This window comes from Paenibacillus sp. FSL R7-0313, from assembly GCF_037969885.1.
Classification (GTDB): domain Bacteria; phylum Bacillota; class Bacilli; order Paenibacillales; family Paenibacillaceae; genus Paenibacillus.
This window is the reverse complement of sequence record NZ_CP150219.1, coordinates 1,835,937-1,855,618: the sequence shown is the minus strand read 5'-3', so window position 1 is coordinate 1,855,618 and position 19,682 is coordinate 1,835,937. Positions and strand designations below refer to the sequence as shown.

Genomic DNA, 19,682 nt, shown 5'->3' with positions numbered 1-19,682 from the left:
CGGCAAAAGGTTCCAATTATTTAGTAAAAACCTCAAAATAAACAAAAAACCTTATCCACAAGGGATAAGGTTGGGTCTGGAATAATATTCAAGAATAGCTGTAACCATTACATTTATCTATTTATGATTTCGAACGGGTCTCCGGATTTAGCTTGACGCGCATGCGCATCAGGAAGTTAATAACCGGTCTTCTCGTTTTGCTAACAAGTCCGATGACTTCTGCTCCCACCTGGAGGAAGAACATCATGATACAGATGACCACGAATGTTACCCAGTTCGCTTCAAACATGGCAGCGGACGATTGGATAATCGCCAGAACTCCGAAGAATGCGGCAATTCCATAAATGATCAGTACCGTCTGACGGTGACTGAATCCAAGTTCACGCAAGCAGTGATGCAGGTGACCTTTATCCGGTGCGAAAATCGGTTTCCGCTGTACTGCACGACGGATAATCGCGAAGAAGGTATCCGAGAGCGGCACACCGATAATGATCAGCGGGGTAATAAAGGACACGATAGCAATTTGTTTGAATCCGAGCATAGAGAGCATCGCCAGAGAGAAACCAAGGAATAGCGATCCGGTATCTCCCATAAAGATCTTGGCTGGGTGGAAGTTGAAAAACAGGAATCCGATAATACTACCCAGCAATACAAGACACATCAAGGCAATCATCATGTTACCCATTAGGAAGGACATCACGGCAATGGTACCAATTGCAATACCAGATACACCGGCTGCCAGACCATCGAGACCATCAATCAGGTTAATCGCATTGGTTACACCAACGATCCATAAGATCGTCAGCGGAATGGATACCCAAGCTTCGAGTGAAGAATAGGAATCCTGAAAAGGAATGTTAACGAAATCTACCCGGATATTAAATCCGAATACAACGACAGAAGCAGCAACGATCTGACCAAGCAACTTCACTTTGGCCGACAGTTCAAACCGATCATCGAGTGCTCCGATCAGCACGATAATTGTTCCACCAATCAGAAATGCGCTGACAAAACTCATGTCCCGAGTTGTGAACCATGCCGATACAAAAGGAAGCAATGCGGCAACTGTAATAATAAAGGCCAGGAATATCCCCAGACCACCAAGACGTGGCATGATCCGTGTGTGTACTTTACGTGCATTCGGCGTATCCATTGCGCCAATGCGGACTGCGAACTTTTTGACAAGTGGTGTCAGGGCAAGAGCCAGTCCCATTGACACGATAAATCCAATGATAAAGATCGCTACCATTTGAACATTCGACCCCCAATTATAATACCTGTACGAAATTATAAATCCCCTGATCTCTTTTTATATATAAAAAATTATTGTTAGTCACTTTTGATGAAATGCCATTTGCACCAGAACGGAGAGGGCAGAAATAACCTGTAGAAGCGAAGCGTTCGCCTTTATCGCGGGATTTCAACCTTGTAAAGGTGGATAAAAGAAATCCAGAGATAACAGCGATCAAAAGGTTATTCTGACATCGAAGTGGCAACGTGCAACTTAAAGTTTCATTTGAGTGGCACACATGTAATCCGGAATGAATTATACGCCGATCCCACCCGAAAAGCCATCCTCAATTTCTAGCAAAAACACGCATTTATCTCGCAATTACCTGTTTTTAACGGACTTTCGTCACGTTTTCTTTGTCCCGCATCACCTTAACAGCGAATTTCGGAAGCGCAAGCATCCGGCCAGCCCGGCTTGGTTCACGCAACAAGCGATAGAACCACTCCAGTCTTAACTTTTGGAACAGGATAGGTGCACGTTTGGTTTTACCCGAAATCACATCAAAGCTGCCGCCAACGCCCATGGTTACGGGAACTTGCAGTGCATCTTTGTATTTGTGAATCCACGGTTCTTGGGTGTCGGCCCCACGTGCTACAAACAACAGATCAGGTGCCGCTTCCCGAATGGAAGCAATGACCTGTTCATCCTCAGCCGGACCAAAATAACCGTCACGATAACCCACAATTCGAATCGCCGGATATTGCTGTTGTAACCGAACTGCCGTTTCTTGAATCACCTCAGGGGTGGAACCCAGCAGATATACGCCCCATCGATAGTTTTCTCCAACACGCAGCAATTCATGTAAAAGCTCAAAACCCGGCACACGCTCAGCTACAGGATCTCCACAATAGTTTGCAGCCCATACGACACCTGTTCCATCAGGAACAATCAAATCCGCAGCTTGCATGACTTCCATGATTGCGGGATTTTCCAGTGCAGCCATAACCATAATCGGGTTAGCTGTAATGACTTGGTGTGGTTGCTTGGACAGCACAGCATCCTGAAGAACCTTCACCGTTTCTTTCATCGTCAGTTTGGAAAAAGGAATGCCGTAGATCGAAACGGTAGGTATTGATCCGGTCTGACTCATCTTTATCTCATCCTTTGCGGCCTAAATAGTTAATAATCTGCTGTGCAGGCACTCTGGCTTCCTGCTTCAGTTCGGTGATGCCTTCTTCATGTTCCTTCAACCACTGTGAACGTTGATCCAGCAATCCAACAACAGTCTTCGCGAGTTTGTCGCCATCGAGTGTATCCGTATTTCCTGCTGGTTCACTGTCCAGACGAAGCAGGAATTGATCAATTTTCGGATCATACGAGATGCCCACCGGAGGCACATATTGCGAAGCCGCATAGATCAGACTGTGCAGACGCATACCGATGACGAGATCACACTTGCTGACTTCCTCCAGCATAAGCTGAGGATCGGTCAGGTCCTGTGTGATGCTAATCTCACTGCCTTTACTGGTCACATCACCGAGCATTTCCATAAGGAATCGTGAAGCCTGTTCATCAACTGGCAAGTGAAATGGCAGAAAACGCAAGTGCACAGCTCTTTTGGAGCACAGCTTTTTCAATCCTGCGGCAATAGCCGTAAGTTCCTTCCGGTCTGACTCCCAAAAACGTACCGAAACGCCGATCACAGGAAGCTTGGTACGTCCTTCAGTTGAAGGTTCCACTCGATTAGCCTGGTTAACAGCATCTGCTGAAGTAGAGCCTGCTACAGCTTTCGACTTTGTTTCAGGTAATGGCAAGCCCATTACTGGGTCGGGTACAACATGGATCTGATTCCACTGTAATCCAAGCCCACGCAGGTAATCCGCCGATTGTTCATCCCGAACGGATACATAGGTGCAGGCCTTAAAGACTGATTTGATCATCGGATTAAAAATTTTACGATTCACAGGGCCAATCCCCTGTGCATAGATAAACGTTGGTTTTTTCAGCCACTGGGCCAGCTTGATTACACCCAGATAATAAGGAATGGATTTCAGTCCAGTTGCATCCTGCAATAGACTTCCTCCGCCACTGATTAACCCGTCGCTCTCCTTGAGTGCTTCACGGACTTCCTTCAATTTCATACGATGCACGGAGCGGACACCGTACATGGCGGTTGTCGACTCGGGATCACCTGAGAGAACAATAGGTTCAATCGTTATGTTCGACCTTTGGCTTTCCTCTTCCAGCGCTGTCAAAATCGACTTTAGCACCGCTTCGTCTCCGCTATTGCGGAATCCGTAATACCCCGAGATGACTAACTTTTGAGAAGTGGTGACCATTTTTTCCAACATCCTTCCGCTACTTGCCACACACCCACAGCAATGATACCGAAGATTAAGCCAAGTCCCAATCCCATCACTCCACGAATGAGTGACAATACAGCCGGCGTATGGATATGCGCGAACGTATCCACCATGGACAATTGTCCAATCGCTGCAATAATGAGCACAAAGATGACTTTACGATATTTTAAAGCGGCGAACACGCCAACGATAAATAGCGGGTGTCCCAGCATAAATTCTTTGAATCTCGGACGTACACCGAACGTATCTTCCAACACAACACGAAGGAACATCTCAAATGGTGTTACCGAACCCGAGTTGCCTGTACGGCTCAAATAGTAATATCCAACAACGGCAGCAACAAGTCCCAGCACAACCATCACAACGGTAATCGGTGTACGAAGGATATTTTTAATTTGTTTAATGGAGAACGAACCCGCACCCCGGTAAAACACAATATAGATCGCTACCAGTGCCATAGGTGCAAAGTGCAACAGACTCACGCCGCGGAACTGGTTAATCACCAGACTGTACGTAATACTGTTAAGCAATGCGATGACAAAAGGTACCGCCAGGAACGACAGAATTGACGTTCTTACATATAAAACTAATGTCTGTTTCAAACGACGACCCGCAGATGCGTCGGGTTGACGCTGCTGCTGATAGTTCACTGTACGAACGGCCAGCACCATCGCTATGGTCGGCGCCGCTATGGCCACAAGCAAGGCAATTCCTTGCTCCAGCAGCGTTGGTTTCAAAAGGAACAATCCGGCACTGCCCACCAGTGCAACTACAAATGCGATCAAGGTCAGTAGTGGGATAAAATAAGAAACCATAAGTGCAATCATGGCAATTGCACCAACAAGAGCAACCAGCTTGGCATAACGCTGAATCGAAGAATCCTTAACTGTGAATGCTTCAGCTTGTCCTAGCTCGAATCCATGCTTCGCCATGCGTTCTACCGCATGACCTGGCTCACCCAGGCTGTTGATCAGATTCTCAATTGGATCTGTAATCATAGCCTTTGCTGTATTCCGGCTTGGCGATGCATTCATATAGAGCATACGAATGTTGCGATCCTTGGTTGCGAGAACAAAACGGTCAGCAATCGTGTCTACATCCAGGTTGGCATCTCCATCACTAAGCGAGTACAGACGCGTAACGTTGTAATCTGTTTTATAAGCGAGGGTCTGGAATCCAGACTGCGGTTTCTTCAAGTTCTCGATGGCTGCAAGACCAATATTGTGCTTGTTCAGCAACTGTGCAAATTGGTCGAGACTTTTCATCTCTGCATTATCATTGTACCCTTTCACAGCATCACCATCAAACAAGATGCGCTTTACGCCATTCTCTTCGAAGAAGGTAAGCAAGCGCTCCATCGATTCCTGGCTGTATGGCACACTGTCCGAGATCCGCGGCAAAATGTAGAACCCTTTATCACGCAGCATCTTCACGGCAACCGGATCGGGCTGCAAAGGCTGCATGTTGGCATTCTCCGGAGGAGTCTGCAATATTAAGCCGCTACGACCTTCATATTCCCATGGTACTACCGGAATCTGCCGATCAGCGAACGTTTGTTCAATAATAGGGGTATACGTCTGTGCGTTTTCCTCCGATGTAAATAACACATACGTGTAATTTTCATTAGAAGGAATCACATTTTTGGTCAAGTTCGCGAGATCTTGGCCATTGTACACCATCAGTCGGCGTGTCTTTCTTAGCTCGTCCAATGTACTTTCGAACACTGCCATCGTTGTTACGCCTGCGTCTTTTAGACGAGTCAATTGTTCATTCATGAAATCTTGCGGATGTGCCTGATACGCAGAGATATCCAGCAGACCTCTATAGTTGAAGACAAGCTCCACCTTTTTGGCAGAAGATTCTGTCTGCACCCGATCACTGATGACAGGGATGGACGCAACCAGACCGATAATAACGACGAGCCACAACCACTTCCGAGAAGCGTTATTCCAATAAAGCCATTTTTGACGCACTACATGTACCTCCTCAAGTGTTGGAACCAAATGCACGTTCAGCTCAAGTAATTCGTTCATTTAACATTCATACAATAGGTTACAAACAGCTTGTGTCAACAAGCCTTCTTATATGCTAGATCCAGCTGTAATATTATTTCAAAGAAAAACCCCTCCGCCAACCAACCTTACGGTGCGGAGAGGCCTTCTCATGTTCTTGCTCATTGTTGCATTCGTATTATTGTGCGTCTACACGCGACATCACTGTAGTCACCAGACGTTCGATCCGGCTTTCCGCATCTTCCAAGTTTTCTCCACGCACGGCGAAGTATACTTTGATCTTCGGCTCTGTTCCCGAAGGGCGCAAGCAGAACCATGAACCGTCTTCCAAAATGAACTTCAGTACGTTCTCCTTCGGAAGACCGTCCAGACCAAGGGAATAGTCCAGCACATCTTGTACCGCAATTCCCGCTACTTCTTGTGGCGGATTGGAACGCCAGTCCGTCATTTTGGCTTGAATCTGAGCCACGCCGTCTTTACCTTTCAGCGTACGGGACTCCAGCTTCTCCAAGAAGTATCCGAATTGGTTGTACAGCTCTTGCAAGACATCATACAGCGTCTTGCCTTGGCTCTTATAATACGCAGCTGCTTCAGCAATTAGCATCGAGGCAAGGACAGCATCCTTGTCACGGGCATAGTTGCCGGAAAGGTAGCCATAACTCTCTTCATATCCGAACAAGAATGTATGACTGCCTGTTGCTTCGAACTGGTTCATTTTTTCACCGATATATTTGAAGCCTGTCAGTGTGTTCATCACTTCTGCACCGTAATGTTCAGCAATGACAGCACCCATCTCACTTGTTACGATTGTTTTGACAACCGCACCGTTGCTTGGCAATGTACCCGTCTCTTGAAGGCGACTGAGCAGGTAATGTACCATAATGGCACCAGACTGGTTACCGGACAAGACGAAATATTTGCCATCGTTGTCTTTCACGACAGCACCCATACGGTCTGCATCCGGATCTGTACCGATCAGAATGTCAGCGCCCACGGATTCTCCCAGCTTCATCGCAAGCGTAAACGCTTCGCGTTCTTCCGGGTTAGGGGATTTCACGGTAGAGAACTCAGCATCCGGCTGTTCTTGTTCAGCCACAATGTGCACTTGCTCGAATCCGATCTGCTCCAGCACGCGACGTACAGGGATGTTGCCTGTTCCGTGCAGCGGTGTGTAAACGATTTTGAAATCACGGCCTATGCCGGATTGAATCAGTTCGCGGCTCAGACTGCGGCTTGCTACGGTATCCACAAACGCTTGGTCTTGGTCTTCACCCAACCAGATCAGGAGCCCTTGAGCTTCTGCTTCTTCTTGCGTCAGTTTCTTCACGTCAGCAAGGGAAGGCACTTCCTGGATGTACTGAATGACTTTTTCCGCTTCATCCGGTACCAATTGACCGCCCTCATGATTGTACACTTTGTATCCGTTATATTCCGGTGGGTTATGACTCGCTGTTACAACGATTCCGCCAGTTGCCTTCTGATGACGCACCGCAAATGACAACTCAGGAGTTGAACGCAGGGATGGGAACAGCTTGGCTACAATGCCGTTTCCAGCCAGTACAAGCGCAGCATCCAGTGTGAATTCAGGTGAGAAATGACGGGAATCATGAGCTATGACAACAGAAGGTTTGCCTTCTTGGTCACCATGCTGCTCAAGCAAATAACGCGCAAATCCTTGCGTCGCCCGACCTACGGTGTAACGGTTCATCCGGTTGCTTCCGGCACCAATGACTCCGCGCAATCCCCCTGTACCAAACTCCAGGTTTCTATAAAAACGCTCCTCCAGCTCTTTCGGCTGATCCTGCAAGTCACGAAGCTCTTGTTTCGTTGCTTCATCAATCGAAGCATCCTCCAACCATTGCTGCAACGTCTCTGCTGCTGCTGTGCTTAACTGTTCCATTCCGATAAACCCCTTCCGTCTATATAAATTCAGGTGTGCTGAGTTACTTCAGCATCTTGCATCATTCGGTCCGTCTACGTTCCTGCATGATGTAAGTGCTCACGTATGTAATCAGCTTGGGTCAGACAGTGCAAACATAATCTCGCCTTCAGCGACCACTTTGTCGTTCACTCGGGCAGTTGCTTTACCTTTACCGATAGAACCCTTCAGACGTGTAATCTCCACTTCCAGAATCAACGTATCTCCGGGCACAACTTGTCCACGGAATCGGAAATTGTCCAGTCCCGCCAAAAAGCCGATTTTGCCTTTGTTTCCTTCCAAATTCAGAATAGCTACTGCACCAACTTGTGCCAGCGCTTCTGTAATCAGTACACCCGGCATTACCGGATACTCTGGGAAATGACCAATGAAGAAAGGTTCGTTAATGGTTACGTTTTTCAAACCAACGGCACGTTTGCCATCCTCAATCTCTAGAATCTTGTCCACCAGCAGAAACGGGGGGCGGTGCGGGATGATTTCTTGAATCTGTTTGATATCGAGCACAGTGTAATCTCCTCTCGGGATGTTTATATGAGCGTTCTTCATCATGGATTGACTCTTAGCGCTACGGTGGTCGTTACGGTTACGGATCGTCCCTCTGATCGCTGTTGTCTCCGAATTTTTTTGATCAACCTCAGAGAGGTCAAAATTCGGTGACAAAGGCGAGCGCTTTGCTTCTTCTGAACGATTCCGTTCCCTCCACTTACTTCGGTGCTGCAAGGTCAACCCCCACATGACAAAGTCGAAGCTCATATAAAAGGTTTTTAATTTTAAATTTTGTATGGAAAGCATATTTTCGGTTAACACTAGTTATATCCTTCATGACTGCAGTAGTGAAGGTTAAGATAAGGGGTCTCTCTTCGCGATGACGAATGTCTTTCGCAGGGGAGGCCTCTTTTGTGACGTCAAACGTCATCCATCATTATACTGTTTTCAACGTCAAAAAGAAAACTCCTGCCTGAGCAGGAGTTTTCGCTTAACTCGTTACATTATGGAGCGAACACCAGATTATATACATGTTCCCATGTACTCCATTGCCATACGGAACCGATATCCTGTTTGCCCAGTACCACATATCCAGCTACCATTCCGCCAGCGAGGGCAAGAACAAGCAGGACCGGAACCAGGAACCATCTTGCGATGCGCCATCCACTCTTCTTCTTCTTGACTTCCTTTTTCTCCGGCTTACCGTTCTGCTGCTGTGTTTCTGTCATCACATTCACCTTTTACGCTCTCATATTGTTGGCAAGACCCAACATGGAATCACTTGATGTTAGCGCCTTTGCCGCCAGCTGATATGTCCGCTGTCCTTGCATAAGCAAAGACATCTCCTGTGTCAGATCCACATTGGATTGCTCCAGAAATCCTGGACGGATCAAGGCAGCCGCTTGACGTGTAGCTGCATTAGCGCCAAACACATCATCCTCGGTTAATCCCGCATCCAGTCCAAACAGGTTATCCGCATACTGTACGAGCCCCTCAGGGCGTTCAATGTCTACCACTTGCAGCTGTGCTCCAATGGTTGCATTTGCCGCATTACCGCGTCGGATTAACAGGTTGCCATTTTCATCAAAAGCAACTTTGCTATTATTCGGTGCCGTAATACGATTGCCTTGACGATCCAGGGCAAAGTGGCCTTCGCCATTGACCATCACCATCATATCAGGTGAATTCGGAGTAGGCTTAGGTCTTGTATCAGGTACAAAATGAAATGCACCCTGACGTGTCCACATTTTCTCCCCATTCGCTTCAACTGCAAACATCGCATTTCCTTCAATCGCCAGATCGGTCGGAAGGCCAGTCTCGTTCATGGGGCCTTGAGACATATCCTTCGTTACATCTGCCAAACGAGCACCAAAACCGAGGTTATATCCCATCGGTGTGGAACGTCCATCCAGTTTGTACTTGTCCGGTTGTTGTTGAACCCGGGTCAGCACATCCTCGAATGCCGCCTGCTTGCTCTTATAGCCTGCCGTATTCACGTTGGCAATATTATCGGAAATGACATCCAGACGCTGCTGTATGGCAGTCATGGAAACCTTGGCACTAATCATGGAATTATTCATTGGTGGTATACCCTCCCTTGTGTCCTGTCCACCCTCCCAAACCCTCCCTAGTAGGGAGGGCCCCAGATGGCGCTGCCCTCTGGACTCCCGAAACAGGCGGATTAGGTAAGTGGGGTACGATCTTGCTAAGTGGCGGTGGTGTGTGTGCGCCGCGACTGCCGCGCTATGATTAACGCCATAGTTTCACATGGCTGAATCATAACCCGGCACGCTCTTTATGCGGCTTTTAGCTCCGCGTGGTCTCTCCTTGCTTTGCTTCGCAAAGGACTGTCGAGACCGTCGCTGCGCTCAGGTAATGCTGCGCATTCCTCGCATAAGCTCGGCTGCGTCTAGGCTCTTGCGCTCCGCGGGGTCTCTCCTTGCTTTGCTTCGCAAAGGACTGTCGAGACCGTCGCTTCGCTCAGGTACTGCTACGCATTCCTCGCATAGGCTCGGATGCGTCTAGGGTCTTGCGCTCCGCGGGGTCTCTCCTTGCTTTGCTCCGCAAAGGGCTGTCGAGACCGTCGCTTCGCTCAGGTACTGCCACGCAATCCTCGCATAAGCTCGGCTGCGCTTAGTTTGCGCTTCACGTGAGCCTCTCTGCTTTGCTGCACAAAGGACGTTTGGCTCTCCGCTGCGCGGTTATATTTAAACGTCGGCGTTATACACGCCCGACTTCATTGACGGCTTTATCCAGACTGCGGTCGTAGAATTGTACGATCTTCTGGTTTGCTTCATACGCACGGAATGCGGCGTTCATGTCAACCGTTGCCTGTGAAGCATCAACATTGGAGCCTTCCAGGTAACCTTGACGGATCTGCACATTATCACCGGCAGCCATCATCCGGGCTGTTGCCCCATTTTGATCACTCAGACTGAAATTGCCATCACCTTGACGAACCAGTTGATTCGGCTGGTCAATGACACTGATGCCAAGAGTAACCCCTGTTGGTTCACCCGTTGCTGCATCCACCAAACGGCCTTGCTCATCCACTTTAAATTGCTCTACGGAACCTGTCAACACAACAGGTTGTCCATTATTATCCAACACTTGTGAACCTGTTGAGCTCAGCAATTGTCCCGTTCCTGTAATCTCGAAGTGACCATCGCGAGTATATCTGGTGTTACCTTCTGCATCCTGAACTGTAAAATACGCCTGAGGCTGGTAAGTTACCGTGCCATCGGCCCGTACAAATTTGCCTGATGCGTCAAACGGGACAGGTTGTCCAGTCTGCGGATCATTGACCGACATATTGGATGAAATCGAAAAATCATTTTTCTGCCCAGTCTCCATAATGGTCCCCTGCAAATTCATGGACAAACTCTCTTCCGCGAACACCCCCGTGTTCAGCTTGCCCAGCCGCTTTGTTGGAAGATTTGCATCTCCGCCTACCAAAGTAATGAGCATTTCCGGGAAGGAACGGCTTACGCTGTTCACCTGTTTGTATCCCGTGGTGTTCATATTTACGATATTCTGTGTTGCTGTGTCATGGCGGCGTTGTTGCGTAATCATTCCCGCAGTAGCGGTGTACAGACCTCTTAACATGAATTAACCCCTCTCCTCAAGCGCTTGACCTGCATCACAGGTTGGCTGCTTGTCCGTTCTGCTTTCCGAGCATGGCGAACCTTTGCTATTTATATCGGCAGATTAGAACTTTTTCTTAACTACCTGATCCAAATTATTAAGCATTATGCCTGTCCCCTTCACGACACAGTGCATTGGATCTTCCGCCACCCATACCGGTACATGCAATTCATTGGACAAAAGCTCGTCCAGTCCGTTCAGCAATGCACCTCCACCAGTCAATACAACACCACGGTCGATAATGTCCGCGGACAATTCAGGCGGTGTACGTTCCAATACCGACTTCGCTGCCACGATGATGGATTGTACGGAATCCCAGAGTGCTTCCTGTACTTCATTTCCCGATACCGTTACGGTAACCGGCAGACCGGATACCATATCGCGTCCGCGAATGTCCATCTCCGTTTGATGTCCACCCGGATGTACGGTACCAATCGCAATTTTGATATCTTCAGCGGTCCGTTCACCGATCATGAGCTTGTACTTGGCTTTGATAAACTTGATAATGGCTTCGTCGAACTTGTCCCCTGCGACTTTAATAGAAGAGGCGGTGACCACGTCGCCCATAGAAAGGACTGCAACGTCAGTCGTACCGCCGCCGATATCCACGACCATATTGCCGCTCGGCTGAAAAATATCCATTCCCGCACCGATCGCTGCCGCTTTCGGCTCTTCTTCCAGAAACACTTCTTTGGCACCGCTGCGTTCTGCCGCCTCACGGATGGCCTTCTGCTCCACGGAAGTAATGTTCGTTGGTGCACAGATCAGAATCCGAGGGTGGCTGTACCAGCTTCTTGCACCCACACGATTAATGAAATGTCTGAGCATCGCTTCTGTAATCTCGAAGTCCGCAATAACGCCGTCACGCAGCGGTCTAATGGCAACAATGTTACCTGGAGTACGCCCCACCATACGACGCGCTTCTTCCCCAACAGCAAGGACACGCTTCGTATCTCTTTCAATGGTCACGACGGAAGGTTCATCGAGGACAACCCCACTTCCTTTCACGTGAATAAGCACGTTCGCCGTGCCAAGATCAATACCGATATCCTTGCTAAACATAAAAGAGCCCCCAAAGTGATATTATTTGGTCAGCGTATCCTGTGAAAAAGAGTCCCTTATCACGTCACCGCTCGTTCGACAAAGTGCAACATATATATGTAAAAATCGGGCTGATAAGATGTCATAATTCGATCCTGTACCAGCTTTTAACATATCATACTTCAGGGGAGGGATTCAATGCATGTGTGAGCTTTTTGGCCTACGTCTTTGTGAAGATGCTTACGATTTGGCGGAAGCCAACACCTCACGTTTCTTGCCACTCGTTTTTTTGTATTTAATTTTGGTCGCTTCACCGCCCCGCAAATGGCGGATGGACTTGTGATACTCCAAAATGTGTTTCACCTGGTCAGCAAGATCAGGGTTGATTTCCGGCAGACGCTCCGTCAGATCCTTATGCACAGTACTCTTTGACACGCCGAATTCTTTGGCTATGGTACGGACCGTATTCCTCGTCTCAACAATGCAGCGACCAATTTTGATGGTCCGTTCCTTGATGTAATCGTGCACGCTCCCGCCTCCCTACTGTGTGGATAGTTTGGTACATTATATGAGGAGCATGCCTATATATTCGCGGTTTAGAGGTGTGACAAGCTTCGAAGGTCCCATTATTTTCTGAAAAGCACAAAAAGAGCAGAGGTTCAACCCTCTGCCCATCATGTTGCTGCGGTAAAATTCATTTATTTTTCCGGAAGATATCCTTGCGGGTTAACCGGCCGTCCGTCTTCGTACACTTCAAAGTGAAGGTGGTTGCCAAGCGTTTTACCCAATTCATTGACGCCAGCGGATGCAATCGCATCTCCCTGTTTCACTTCGTCGTCCTGTTTCACTTTGACGTCTGCCAAGCTTTGGTATACCGTCTTCAGGTTATCGCTGTGTGTGATTTCCACAACCTGACCTGTGAGCGGATTTTGCTCCACCCGGGTAACTTTACCGGCTAGCGCTGCTTTTACTTCAAATGTTTTGTTATCCCCACGTGCCAGATCCACACCCGTGTTTGGGATGAATGTATCATTGTACTGCACCATCGCCGCTTCATGTTCCTCGGTTGAAGCTTCGCTATCATAGAAAGGTTTCACTACCGAAATTTCGGACGGTACCGCTACCGGCCATACAAAATTCTCCGACTTTGCAACAACTTCCACACTTTCTTCTTCGCCTACTGCTGTTCCTTCTGTACCCGCCGATGCGCCTGTTTCTACTACCCCGCTAGCAGGGTCCGAGTTCAGCGTTTTGTCGCCTGTGCCCTGATAGACCCACACTAAGGTTAGTATAATGCCTGCTGCTGCGATGTAGGCTGCCGGGAAGACCCAGCGTTTGGACATTGCTCTTTTCCATGAAGAGGGCTGACTAGCCGGTACTCCTTGAGTTGTTTTAGGAGTTTCTTCTTGGACTGATTTTTTGTTTTGTTCATTCATCTTAATCACCTCAGTAACAAGTGTTACCGGGTGCAACTCTTTTATACACGCGCGACTCTAATTATTTTCACGGAGGTTTCAGAGAGTGCTATATATGTGAGGGGTGAGTGGTTAGTGCGTGCGCCGCTTCGGGGCCAGAAAACCTTTCGACCGGCTGTTCTCCCCGGATTTCCTGATTATATTCTCCCAAGGGAGAAATCCGGTGATAAAGGCGGGCGCTTCGCTTCTACAGGTCTTTTCTGTCCCCTGCGCTCTCCATACGCTAGCACTCTCGGCATATATAGCCTAATCTCGAAAGCTCCGGAATGGGTGTTGGTAGACTGGTCCGGATTGGTTGTAGAGGCCAATCCTTCTATGAAGTGCAATTATCGGTGAGAGCAAAATGATATAGGTTGTGACTGGATAATGCAGATTTAACCGCCCAGGTTCTTTAAAGTGAGATGTGAGATTAGAGATAGACAAGGCGCCCCACTACTGACTGTTCCATTTAACATCTAGATTTGAAAGAAGCTGAATCATGAATGGTTACAGTATAGTTAGAAGTTACCCGGTATACAGGGAACAAAAATCATTTTTTTAACCTTAGGGCTTGGAAAATTGATTTCAACGTTCTGATTTTGGTTTTGGTTCAGCTTGCTTATCGCGAATGAACATGTAGTGAATGACAGCACCCTCAATTTTGCTAATGATTAGATAATAAAATATTCTAACGAACTCAGGCGGCCTTATTGGCGGGGAAATCGTGGCTTAGGAATTTTAACGAACCGTAGACACGCTAATTACTCTTTTGGGCGCTAGTAATGGATCAGTTCGGTGGTATGTCGTGATATAACGTGTCTGAGATTCGTTAGAATTTTCATTCGTTGTGATAACGCCTAATAAGATCTATCAGATTCGTTAGCGCGCCAATGGTATATGGGGAGTCTGATGATTTCCAAACCTAAACTGCTCTCATCCCCATACATTTGCATACATTCACACACTTTCGTATCCATTCGAATTATTTCGCTTTATCCATCCGTGTTCATCTCTCCTACTTCGCTGCAAGCATCTTGGATGCCTGTCCGAATGAAATGCCGGTATAGTAGTGTTTGAGAATCTGGGTGGCCGTGTGTCCCTCCTGCGCCATGCCGTTTGCTCCCCATTGGCTCATGCCAACCCCATGCCCATACCCGAACGTTGTAATCTGGACCTCATCACCTGTGGTCTTCCAACTGAACTGGCTGGATCTTAATCCAAGCAACTTACGGACCTCGGGTCCGCTGAATGTTTCACCTGCGATCTGCATTTCTTTAATCCGATGCCCTTTGGTTGTAGACAATACTTCCATCCACGATCCACCCTTCTGAGCGGTAACCGGAATGGCATCCAGGTTTAACTTCTGCAGAATCTCATTACGCTTCATGGTAACGGTCTGCTTGAATCCTGGTGCCAGATTTTTGTCCCACGGACTGTCTACACTTTGCAGATACGGCACAGCGTTCCCCCATACATCCTCGGCATTCTCGGTATACCCATTACTTGTGGAAAAAAAGGATGCAGTGATTGCCTTGCCCTGGTAGGTCATCACCGTATCTCGACTTTCGCGTACAGCCTGTTGCAGCTTCTCCCATTCCTTTGCCTTCCCTAGACGCGTCCAATCCGCTTTCACCTGATCTGGCGGAATAAACACCTGATGGCTGACCGTATCCGTCACATCCGCCGCACCTGATGGAACACCGCTTGTATCACTAGCAGCAAGTCTTCGCACGATAAATGTGCGAGCTGCTATCGCCTGCGCCTTTAACGCCTCCAGTCTGAATTCAGCCGGCATCTCAGCTGCCACAACCCCGGTAACATAGTCTTCCAATGGCAGATTCATCGTTGTGCCCGTTGCAGACAGGTATACGCGCACTTTAGGTTCAGGGTAGGTAACAGGAACGGCTGGCGCAGGAGCTGGGGTTCTTGTACTGCTTGAATCTGTTGGAGCAGGGATCGGCTTTGGTGATTCGCTTGTCCGCGGCCATACCAAAATTACCGGAATCAGCAACGCCATTGCCAATAAGGCAGATACAGCGGCAGCAGGTTGCCATCGCGTCGTATTTCTTCCCCATCGGGGTTTTCGTCCAAATGTCCGCATTCGACGACGCTTCACACGGCGGAACTGGTCCAGCTCAATAACAGGTATATGAATATGCTCGGTTGTCTTTCGGTTCAGTTCATCTGTCGACACCCGTCCTGGATTGGATAATCTTGCAGGCTGTGATGGAACAGTCCTCAGGTTCGATGGGGCAGGCTTGTCTTTTTCCACTCTAGAAACGGTATTTCCCTCCGGCTCTTGCATACCTGGACGAGGGACAAGGGGGACCTTTACCTGTACACGAGCTTCTTTCATTCGAATATAACCCTCCGTTATCTATGGCCGGTCATGTGCCGGTCGTGTTGTTCAAATCCATAGTTTAGGTTATGAGCTGGCTTGATCTGATAGAACCTAATTTAAGAGAAACGAGGCCCTATTCGTTCTGTTTAATTTCCTGTTTTCTTTTGCTATGTACCTCTTAGAAACGTTGATCTGTCGCTGAATACCGGTGTTTAGCTGGATCCGACACCCTATATAAAGTTCGCTCTTTCATTTGGTTCAGAATCGATACAGAATACGATGTTATGCTATACAAGTTAGGACCAGCTATTAATAGAATCAGGTATCAAATATCTCGTTGTCTTCTTAAAAGTAAACACAAAAAAAGCCAAGCCAGATGGCTTAGCTTTATCATTTTTTACAATATACGTTCCTTCGCATTCATAATCCACACAACTGTGTGACTCATCATAGGGGGACCATATTTTTTCTATTCAATCCAGTGTTAAGCCAAAGTTGGTTGCACCTTAAACATCGGTACTTCTTTCTCCACTTTTTCACTAGGTGCTTTGGTTGCTTCAAGCTTAGGCTCATCAACAGAGATCCGATAGATGTCAGCGCCAAGTCCGTTAAGCTTCTCAGCGAGATGTACATAGCCACGGTCGATGTGATGAACACCGCCCACTTCCGTTGTACCTTCAGCAACAAGACCTGCAATAATGAGTGCGGCACCCGCACGCAAATCGGTAGCCGTTACTTTGGCACCCTTCAGTTTGGCATTACCTGTGATGATGGACGAACGTCCTTCAACTTTGATCTCCGCATTCATCAATTGGAATTCATCCACATGCATGAATCGGTTTTCAAAAACAGTCTCTGTCACGACACTTGTTCCTTCAGATGCGAGCAAGAGTGCCATCATCTGGGATTGCATATCTGTCGGGAATCCTGGGTATGGTAATGTTTTCACATCCACAGCCTTAAGAGGACGATCTGCGATTACACGCACGCCATTCTCATCCGGTTGGATTGTTACACCCATCTCTTCAAGCTTCGCGATAACGGAGCCTAAATGATCCGAGATTGCACCTTCAATGTACACGTCACCACCAGAGATTGCAGCAGCAGCCATATACGTACCAGCTTCTACCCGATCCGGAATAACTGTGTGTGTAACGCCTGTAAGTTTCTCCACACCTTCAATGCGGATCACTCCAGTACCAGCACCACGTACGATGGCACCCATTCCATTCAGGAAGTTGGCAAGATCCACAATCTCAGGTTCTTTTGCCGCGTTCTCCAGAACAGTTACACCTTCGGCTAATGTTGCAGCCATCATAATATTTTGAGTGGCACCTACGGAAGCCACATCCAGATAAATTTTCGCGCCACGCAACCGTCCTTGGCTACGAGCTTCGATATAACCTTGGCCCAAGCTGATCTCTGCGCCCATGGCTTCAAAACCTTTCAAATGCTGATCAATAGGCCGTGTACCGATGGCACATCCACCAGGAAGTGAGATTCTTGTATGACCCATTCGAGTCAACAAAGGCCCCATGACCAGGAAAGACGCCCGCATTTTACTTACCCATTCATACGGGGCTTCACAGGAAGTAAGTTTCTCCGCATTTACGGTAATCACTTCGTCCCGGTATGTAACTCCCGCTCCCAGCGATTCCAACACCTTGTTAATCGTCATCACATCGTCTAGAGGAGGCGCGTCAATAATAACGCTTTGTCCTTCTTCCCCTAAGAGAGAGGCAGCGATGATCGGAAGAACAGAATTTTTAGCGCCGCTAACTTTGACACTTCCGGTCAACCTTTTGCCACCGCGGACGATAAATTTGCTCATCATGGTTCCCTCCGCGCTTTTATTCCCTTTTCTTCATTCCGGAATACGTAAGCCCCACTATGCTAGAAAGGACTGTTGCTGTGTGTGGAATTTCGACATATTCTGGCATATTGCCACAGATGTCTGTTCAGAAAAGAATTGGTTTTTATAATCCATATCAATGATACCATGTGCCGTGCATCTTGCTATTCAGCATGTAAAATTAGTGTCTTACAAGCCAGCAGAGCATCAGAACAGACAGAGTGGGATGGTTATTAGCCGGCATGAACCGGATATCCCGTTTATAACTACAAAATAAGTGAACAATTGTGAATTCCCTAACTTCCATCATAACATTGTTGAATTGTACGATACAAGCATTTTTACATAAAACATCTCAAATTCATCCAATTTTACGTCACATTTTTTTCTTAATTTCTTTACCGACAACTCATACTCTAATTGTTAACACAATTAATCGATGTTATTCGACAATGAGCAGCTTGAAGAACCTAACAGATGATTAACCAACCATCTCAACATTAAAACAAATTACGCAACATTTGAGTCCAGGACAAGTAGTCAATGACAAAGCCAGCAACGGCATGCCCCAAAATGATGGCGAGCAACAAATGCAACAGTCTTCCCTGAGCACCTCGTGGTTGCCTGATGATTAATTCCAGTTTGAGATTTGTCAAAGCCCACCAAGACAATGCTATACATAACAGGGAGACGATGATTGAGACCAAGCCATTGGTGCTTAACGCTTGGTTCACCTGATTCGTCAGATCAGTATCCATATATTCTTTACCTCCACATTTGTTGCAGCGATCAGCATATCATATGCCCGGCACCCATAACTTGTTAGTATACTGGAATGTCTTAAGCACAACATACTGAGCGTACTGTCAGATTTACTCCTGCCAGGCAGGAATCTCCTGATGCCCAATCACCGAGCAGCAACAATGCGGCTGTGCATGACTATGGAATCTACTACGCAGCTTCCTGCTTCTGCTGACTCTATGGAATATAGGCTCTTTCATCATACATTGTCAATTACATTGATTTCCACTTCTAAAATATTTTAATTTTAAAATGCCGGGATTTTGTGACTAAAACGACATAAAAGAGCGCTATTTCGATATCGATTCTGTCATTTCCTCGGAAATAATTTATATTTATTCATGAAAAAAATGGTTCTCTTAGTGGTAAATGCGCCCACTACTTTAGTCCTACATTCTATTCAAATCCTCATCATCGGTGAATAATTTGCTTAAAATACTTCTGTTTACTGAAGGGATATGATGGAATTTGTGTCAGCCTTTTCGATATGTTCGATAAAACAATTCTATCAAACAAACTCAAAAAAGCCCGGCAGACTAAGCCGCCGGGCTTCCAAGAATCGTTTATTTGCCGAACACATTAATCCGGTTAACCGCTTTTTGCAGCGCAATCTCTGCACGACGGTGATCAAAGTGGTCCTGATTGCTTTGGCTTGCAAGCCGACGTTCTGCCCGCTCTTTCGCCGCACGCGCACGATCCACATCAATGTTTTCCGGGAATTCAGCACTCTCTGCGAGTACAACAACCTTATCTTTACGTACTTCAATAAACCCGCCACCGATAGCAACTCGTTTATTTTCTTTTCCGTTATGGATATAGATCGGTGCAATCTGCAAAGGTGTAACCATAGGAATATGACCGGGCAGAATGCCCAGTTCCCCTTCAATACCACGAGCCGTAATGCTATTCACCTGTTCTGAATAGACCAAACGCTCAGGTGTTACGATTTCCAACAAAAAGGTGCTCAATTCCATCCCTCCTGAAATATCCGAAGGATAGCCCGCTTCATAAGGACAAT

At 47.3% G+C, this 19,682-nt stretch carries 16 protein-coding genes; all 16 read right to left on the bottom strand.

Annotation, left to right across the window (positions count from 1 at the left end):
• Positions 1 to 121 precede the first annotated feature (121 nt).
• A complete protein-coding gene (locus tag NSQ38_RS08145; protein WP_036612523.1) occupies positions 122 to 1,249 on the bottom strand; it encodes an MraY family glycosyltransferase in 1,128 nt (375 codons plus the stop codon).
• 373 nt (positions 1,250 to 1,622) lie between these two features.
• The gene (locus NSQ38_RS08140; protein ID WP_339788470.1) at positions 1,623 to 2,381 is read right to left on the bottom strand and encodes a WecB/TagA/CpsF family glycosyltransferase; all 759 of its coding nucleotides are present in this window, start codon (positions 2,379 to 2,381) and stop codon (positions 1,623 to 1,625) included.
• 7 nt (positions 2,382 to 2,388) lie between these two features.
• Positions 2,389 to 3,570 carry a polysaccharide pyruvyl transferase CsaB gene (csaB, locus tag NSQ38_RS08135; protein ID WP_339788468.1) on the bottom strand — a complete coding sequence of 394 codons (1,182 nt, stop codon included), beginning with the start codon at positions 3,568 to 3,570 and terminating at the stop codon, positions 2,389 to 2,391.
• Complete coding sequence (locus NSQ38_RS08130) at positions 3,546 to 5,567, bottom strand: DUF5693 family protein (RefSeq protein ID WP_339788465.1); 2,022 nt, start codon at positions 5,565 to 5,567, stop codon at positions 3,546 to 3,548. Before NSQ38_RS08130 ends, csaB begins: the two co-directional genes overlap by 25 nt.
• Positions 5,568 to 5,784: 217 nt before the next feature.
• The gene (locus NSQ38_RS08125) at positions 5,785 to 7,506 is read right to left on the bottom strand and encodes a phospho-sugar mutase (protein WP_339788463.1); all 1,722 of its coding nucleotides are present in this window, start codon (positions 7,504 to 7,506) and stop codon (positions 5,785 to 5,787) included.
• Positions 7,507 to 7,617: 111 nt separating this feature from the next.
• Positions 7,618 to 8,049, bottom strand: a complete 432-nt coding sequence (fabZ, locus tag NSQ38_RS08120; RefSeq protein ID WP_036613058.1) for a 3-hydroxyacyl-ACP dehydratase FabZ — start codon at positions 8,047 to 8,049, stop codon at positions 7,618 to 7,620.
• 485 nt (positions 8,050 to 8,534) lie between these two features.
• Positions 8,535 to 8,759 (bottom strand): DNA-directed RNA polymerase subunit beta, encoded by a 225-nt coding sequence (locus tag NSQ38_RS08115; RefSeq protein ID WP_339788460.1) that lies wholly within the window; start codon positions 8,757 to 8,759, stop codon positions 8,535 to 8,537.
• Between the two features lie 12 nt (positions 8,760 to 8,771).
• Positions 8,772 to 9,611, bottom strand: a complete 840-nt coding sequence (locus NSQ38_RS08110) for a flagellar hook-basal body protein (protein WP_339788459.1) — start codon at positions 9,609 to 9,611, stop codon at positions 8,772 to 8,774.
• Between the two features lie 640 nt (positions 9,612 to 10,251).
• Complete coding sequence (locus NSQ38_RS08105) at positions 10,252 to 11,136, bottom strand: flagellar hook-basal body protein (protein ID WP_339788457.1); 885 nt, start codon at positions 11,134 to 11,136, stop codon at positions 10,252 to 10,254.
• Positions 11,137 to 11,238: 102 nt separating this feature from the next.
• On the bottom strand, positions 11,239 to 12,237 hold the full coding sequence (locus NSQ38_RS08100; protein WP_133386096.1) for a rod shape-determining protein: 999 nt from the start codon (positions 12,235 to 12,237) through the stop codon (positions 11,239 to 11,241).
• Between the two features lie 219 nt (positions 12,238 to 12,456).
• Complete coding sequence (gene spoIIID, locus NSQ38_RS08095) at positions 12,457 to 12,744, bottom strand: sporulation transcriptional regulator SpoIIID (RefSeq protein ID WP_024632710.1); 288 nt, start codon at positions 12,742 to 12,744, stop codon at positions 12,457 to 12,459.
• Positions 12,745 to 12,914: 170 nt separating this feature from the next.
• Complete coding sequence (locus NSQ38_RS08090; protein ID WP_339788454.1) at positions 12,915 to 13,652, bottom strand: M23 family metallopeptidase; 738 nt, start codon at positions 13,650 to 13,652, stop codon at positions 12,915 to 12,917.
• A gap of 1,033 nt (positions 13,653 to 14,685) precedes the next feature.
• Entirely contained in the window at positions 14,686 to 16,026 is a 1,341-nt protein-coding gene (spoIID, locus tag NSQ38_RS08085) for a stage II sporulation protein D (RefSeq protein ID WP_339788452.1), read from the bottom strand.
• 469 nt (positions 16,027 to 16,495) lie between these two features.
• The gene (murA, locus tag NSQ38_RS08080; RefSeq protein WP_082762960.1) at positions 16,496 to 17,842 is read right to left on the bottom strand and encodes a UDP-N-acetylglucosamine 1-carboxyvinyltransferase; all 1,347 of its coding nucleotides are present in this window, start codon (positions 17,840 to 17,842) and stop codon (positions 16,496 to 16,498) included.
• A gap of 521 nt (positions 17,843 to 18,363) precedes the next feature.
• A complete protein-coding gene (locus tag NSQ38_RS08075) occupies positions 18,364 to 18,621 on the bottom strand; it encodes a DUF1146 family protein (protein WP_339311078.1) in 258 nt (85 codons plus the stop codon).
• 606 nt (positions 18,622 to 19,227) lie between these two features.
• Complete coding sequence (locus NSQ38_RS08070) at positions 19,228 to 19,632, bottom strand: F0F1 ATP synthase subunit epsilon (protein ID WP_091036299.1); 405 nt, start codon at positions 19,630 to 19,632, stop codon at positions 19,228 to 19,230.
• Positions 19,633 to 19,682 lie beyond the last annotated feature (50 nt).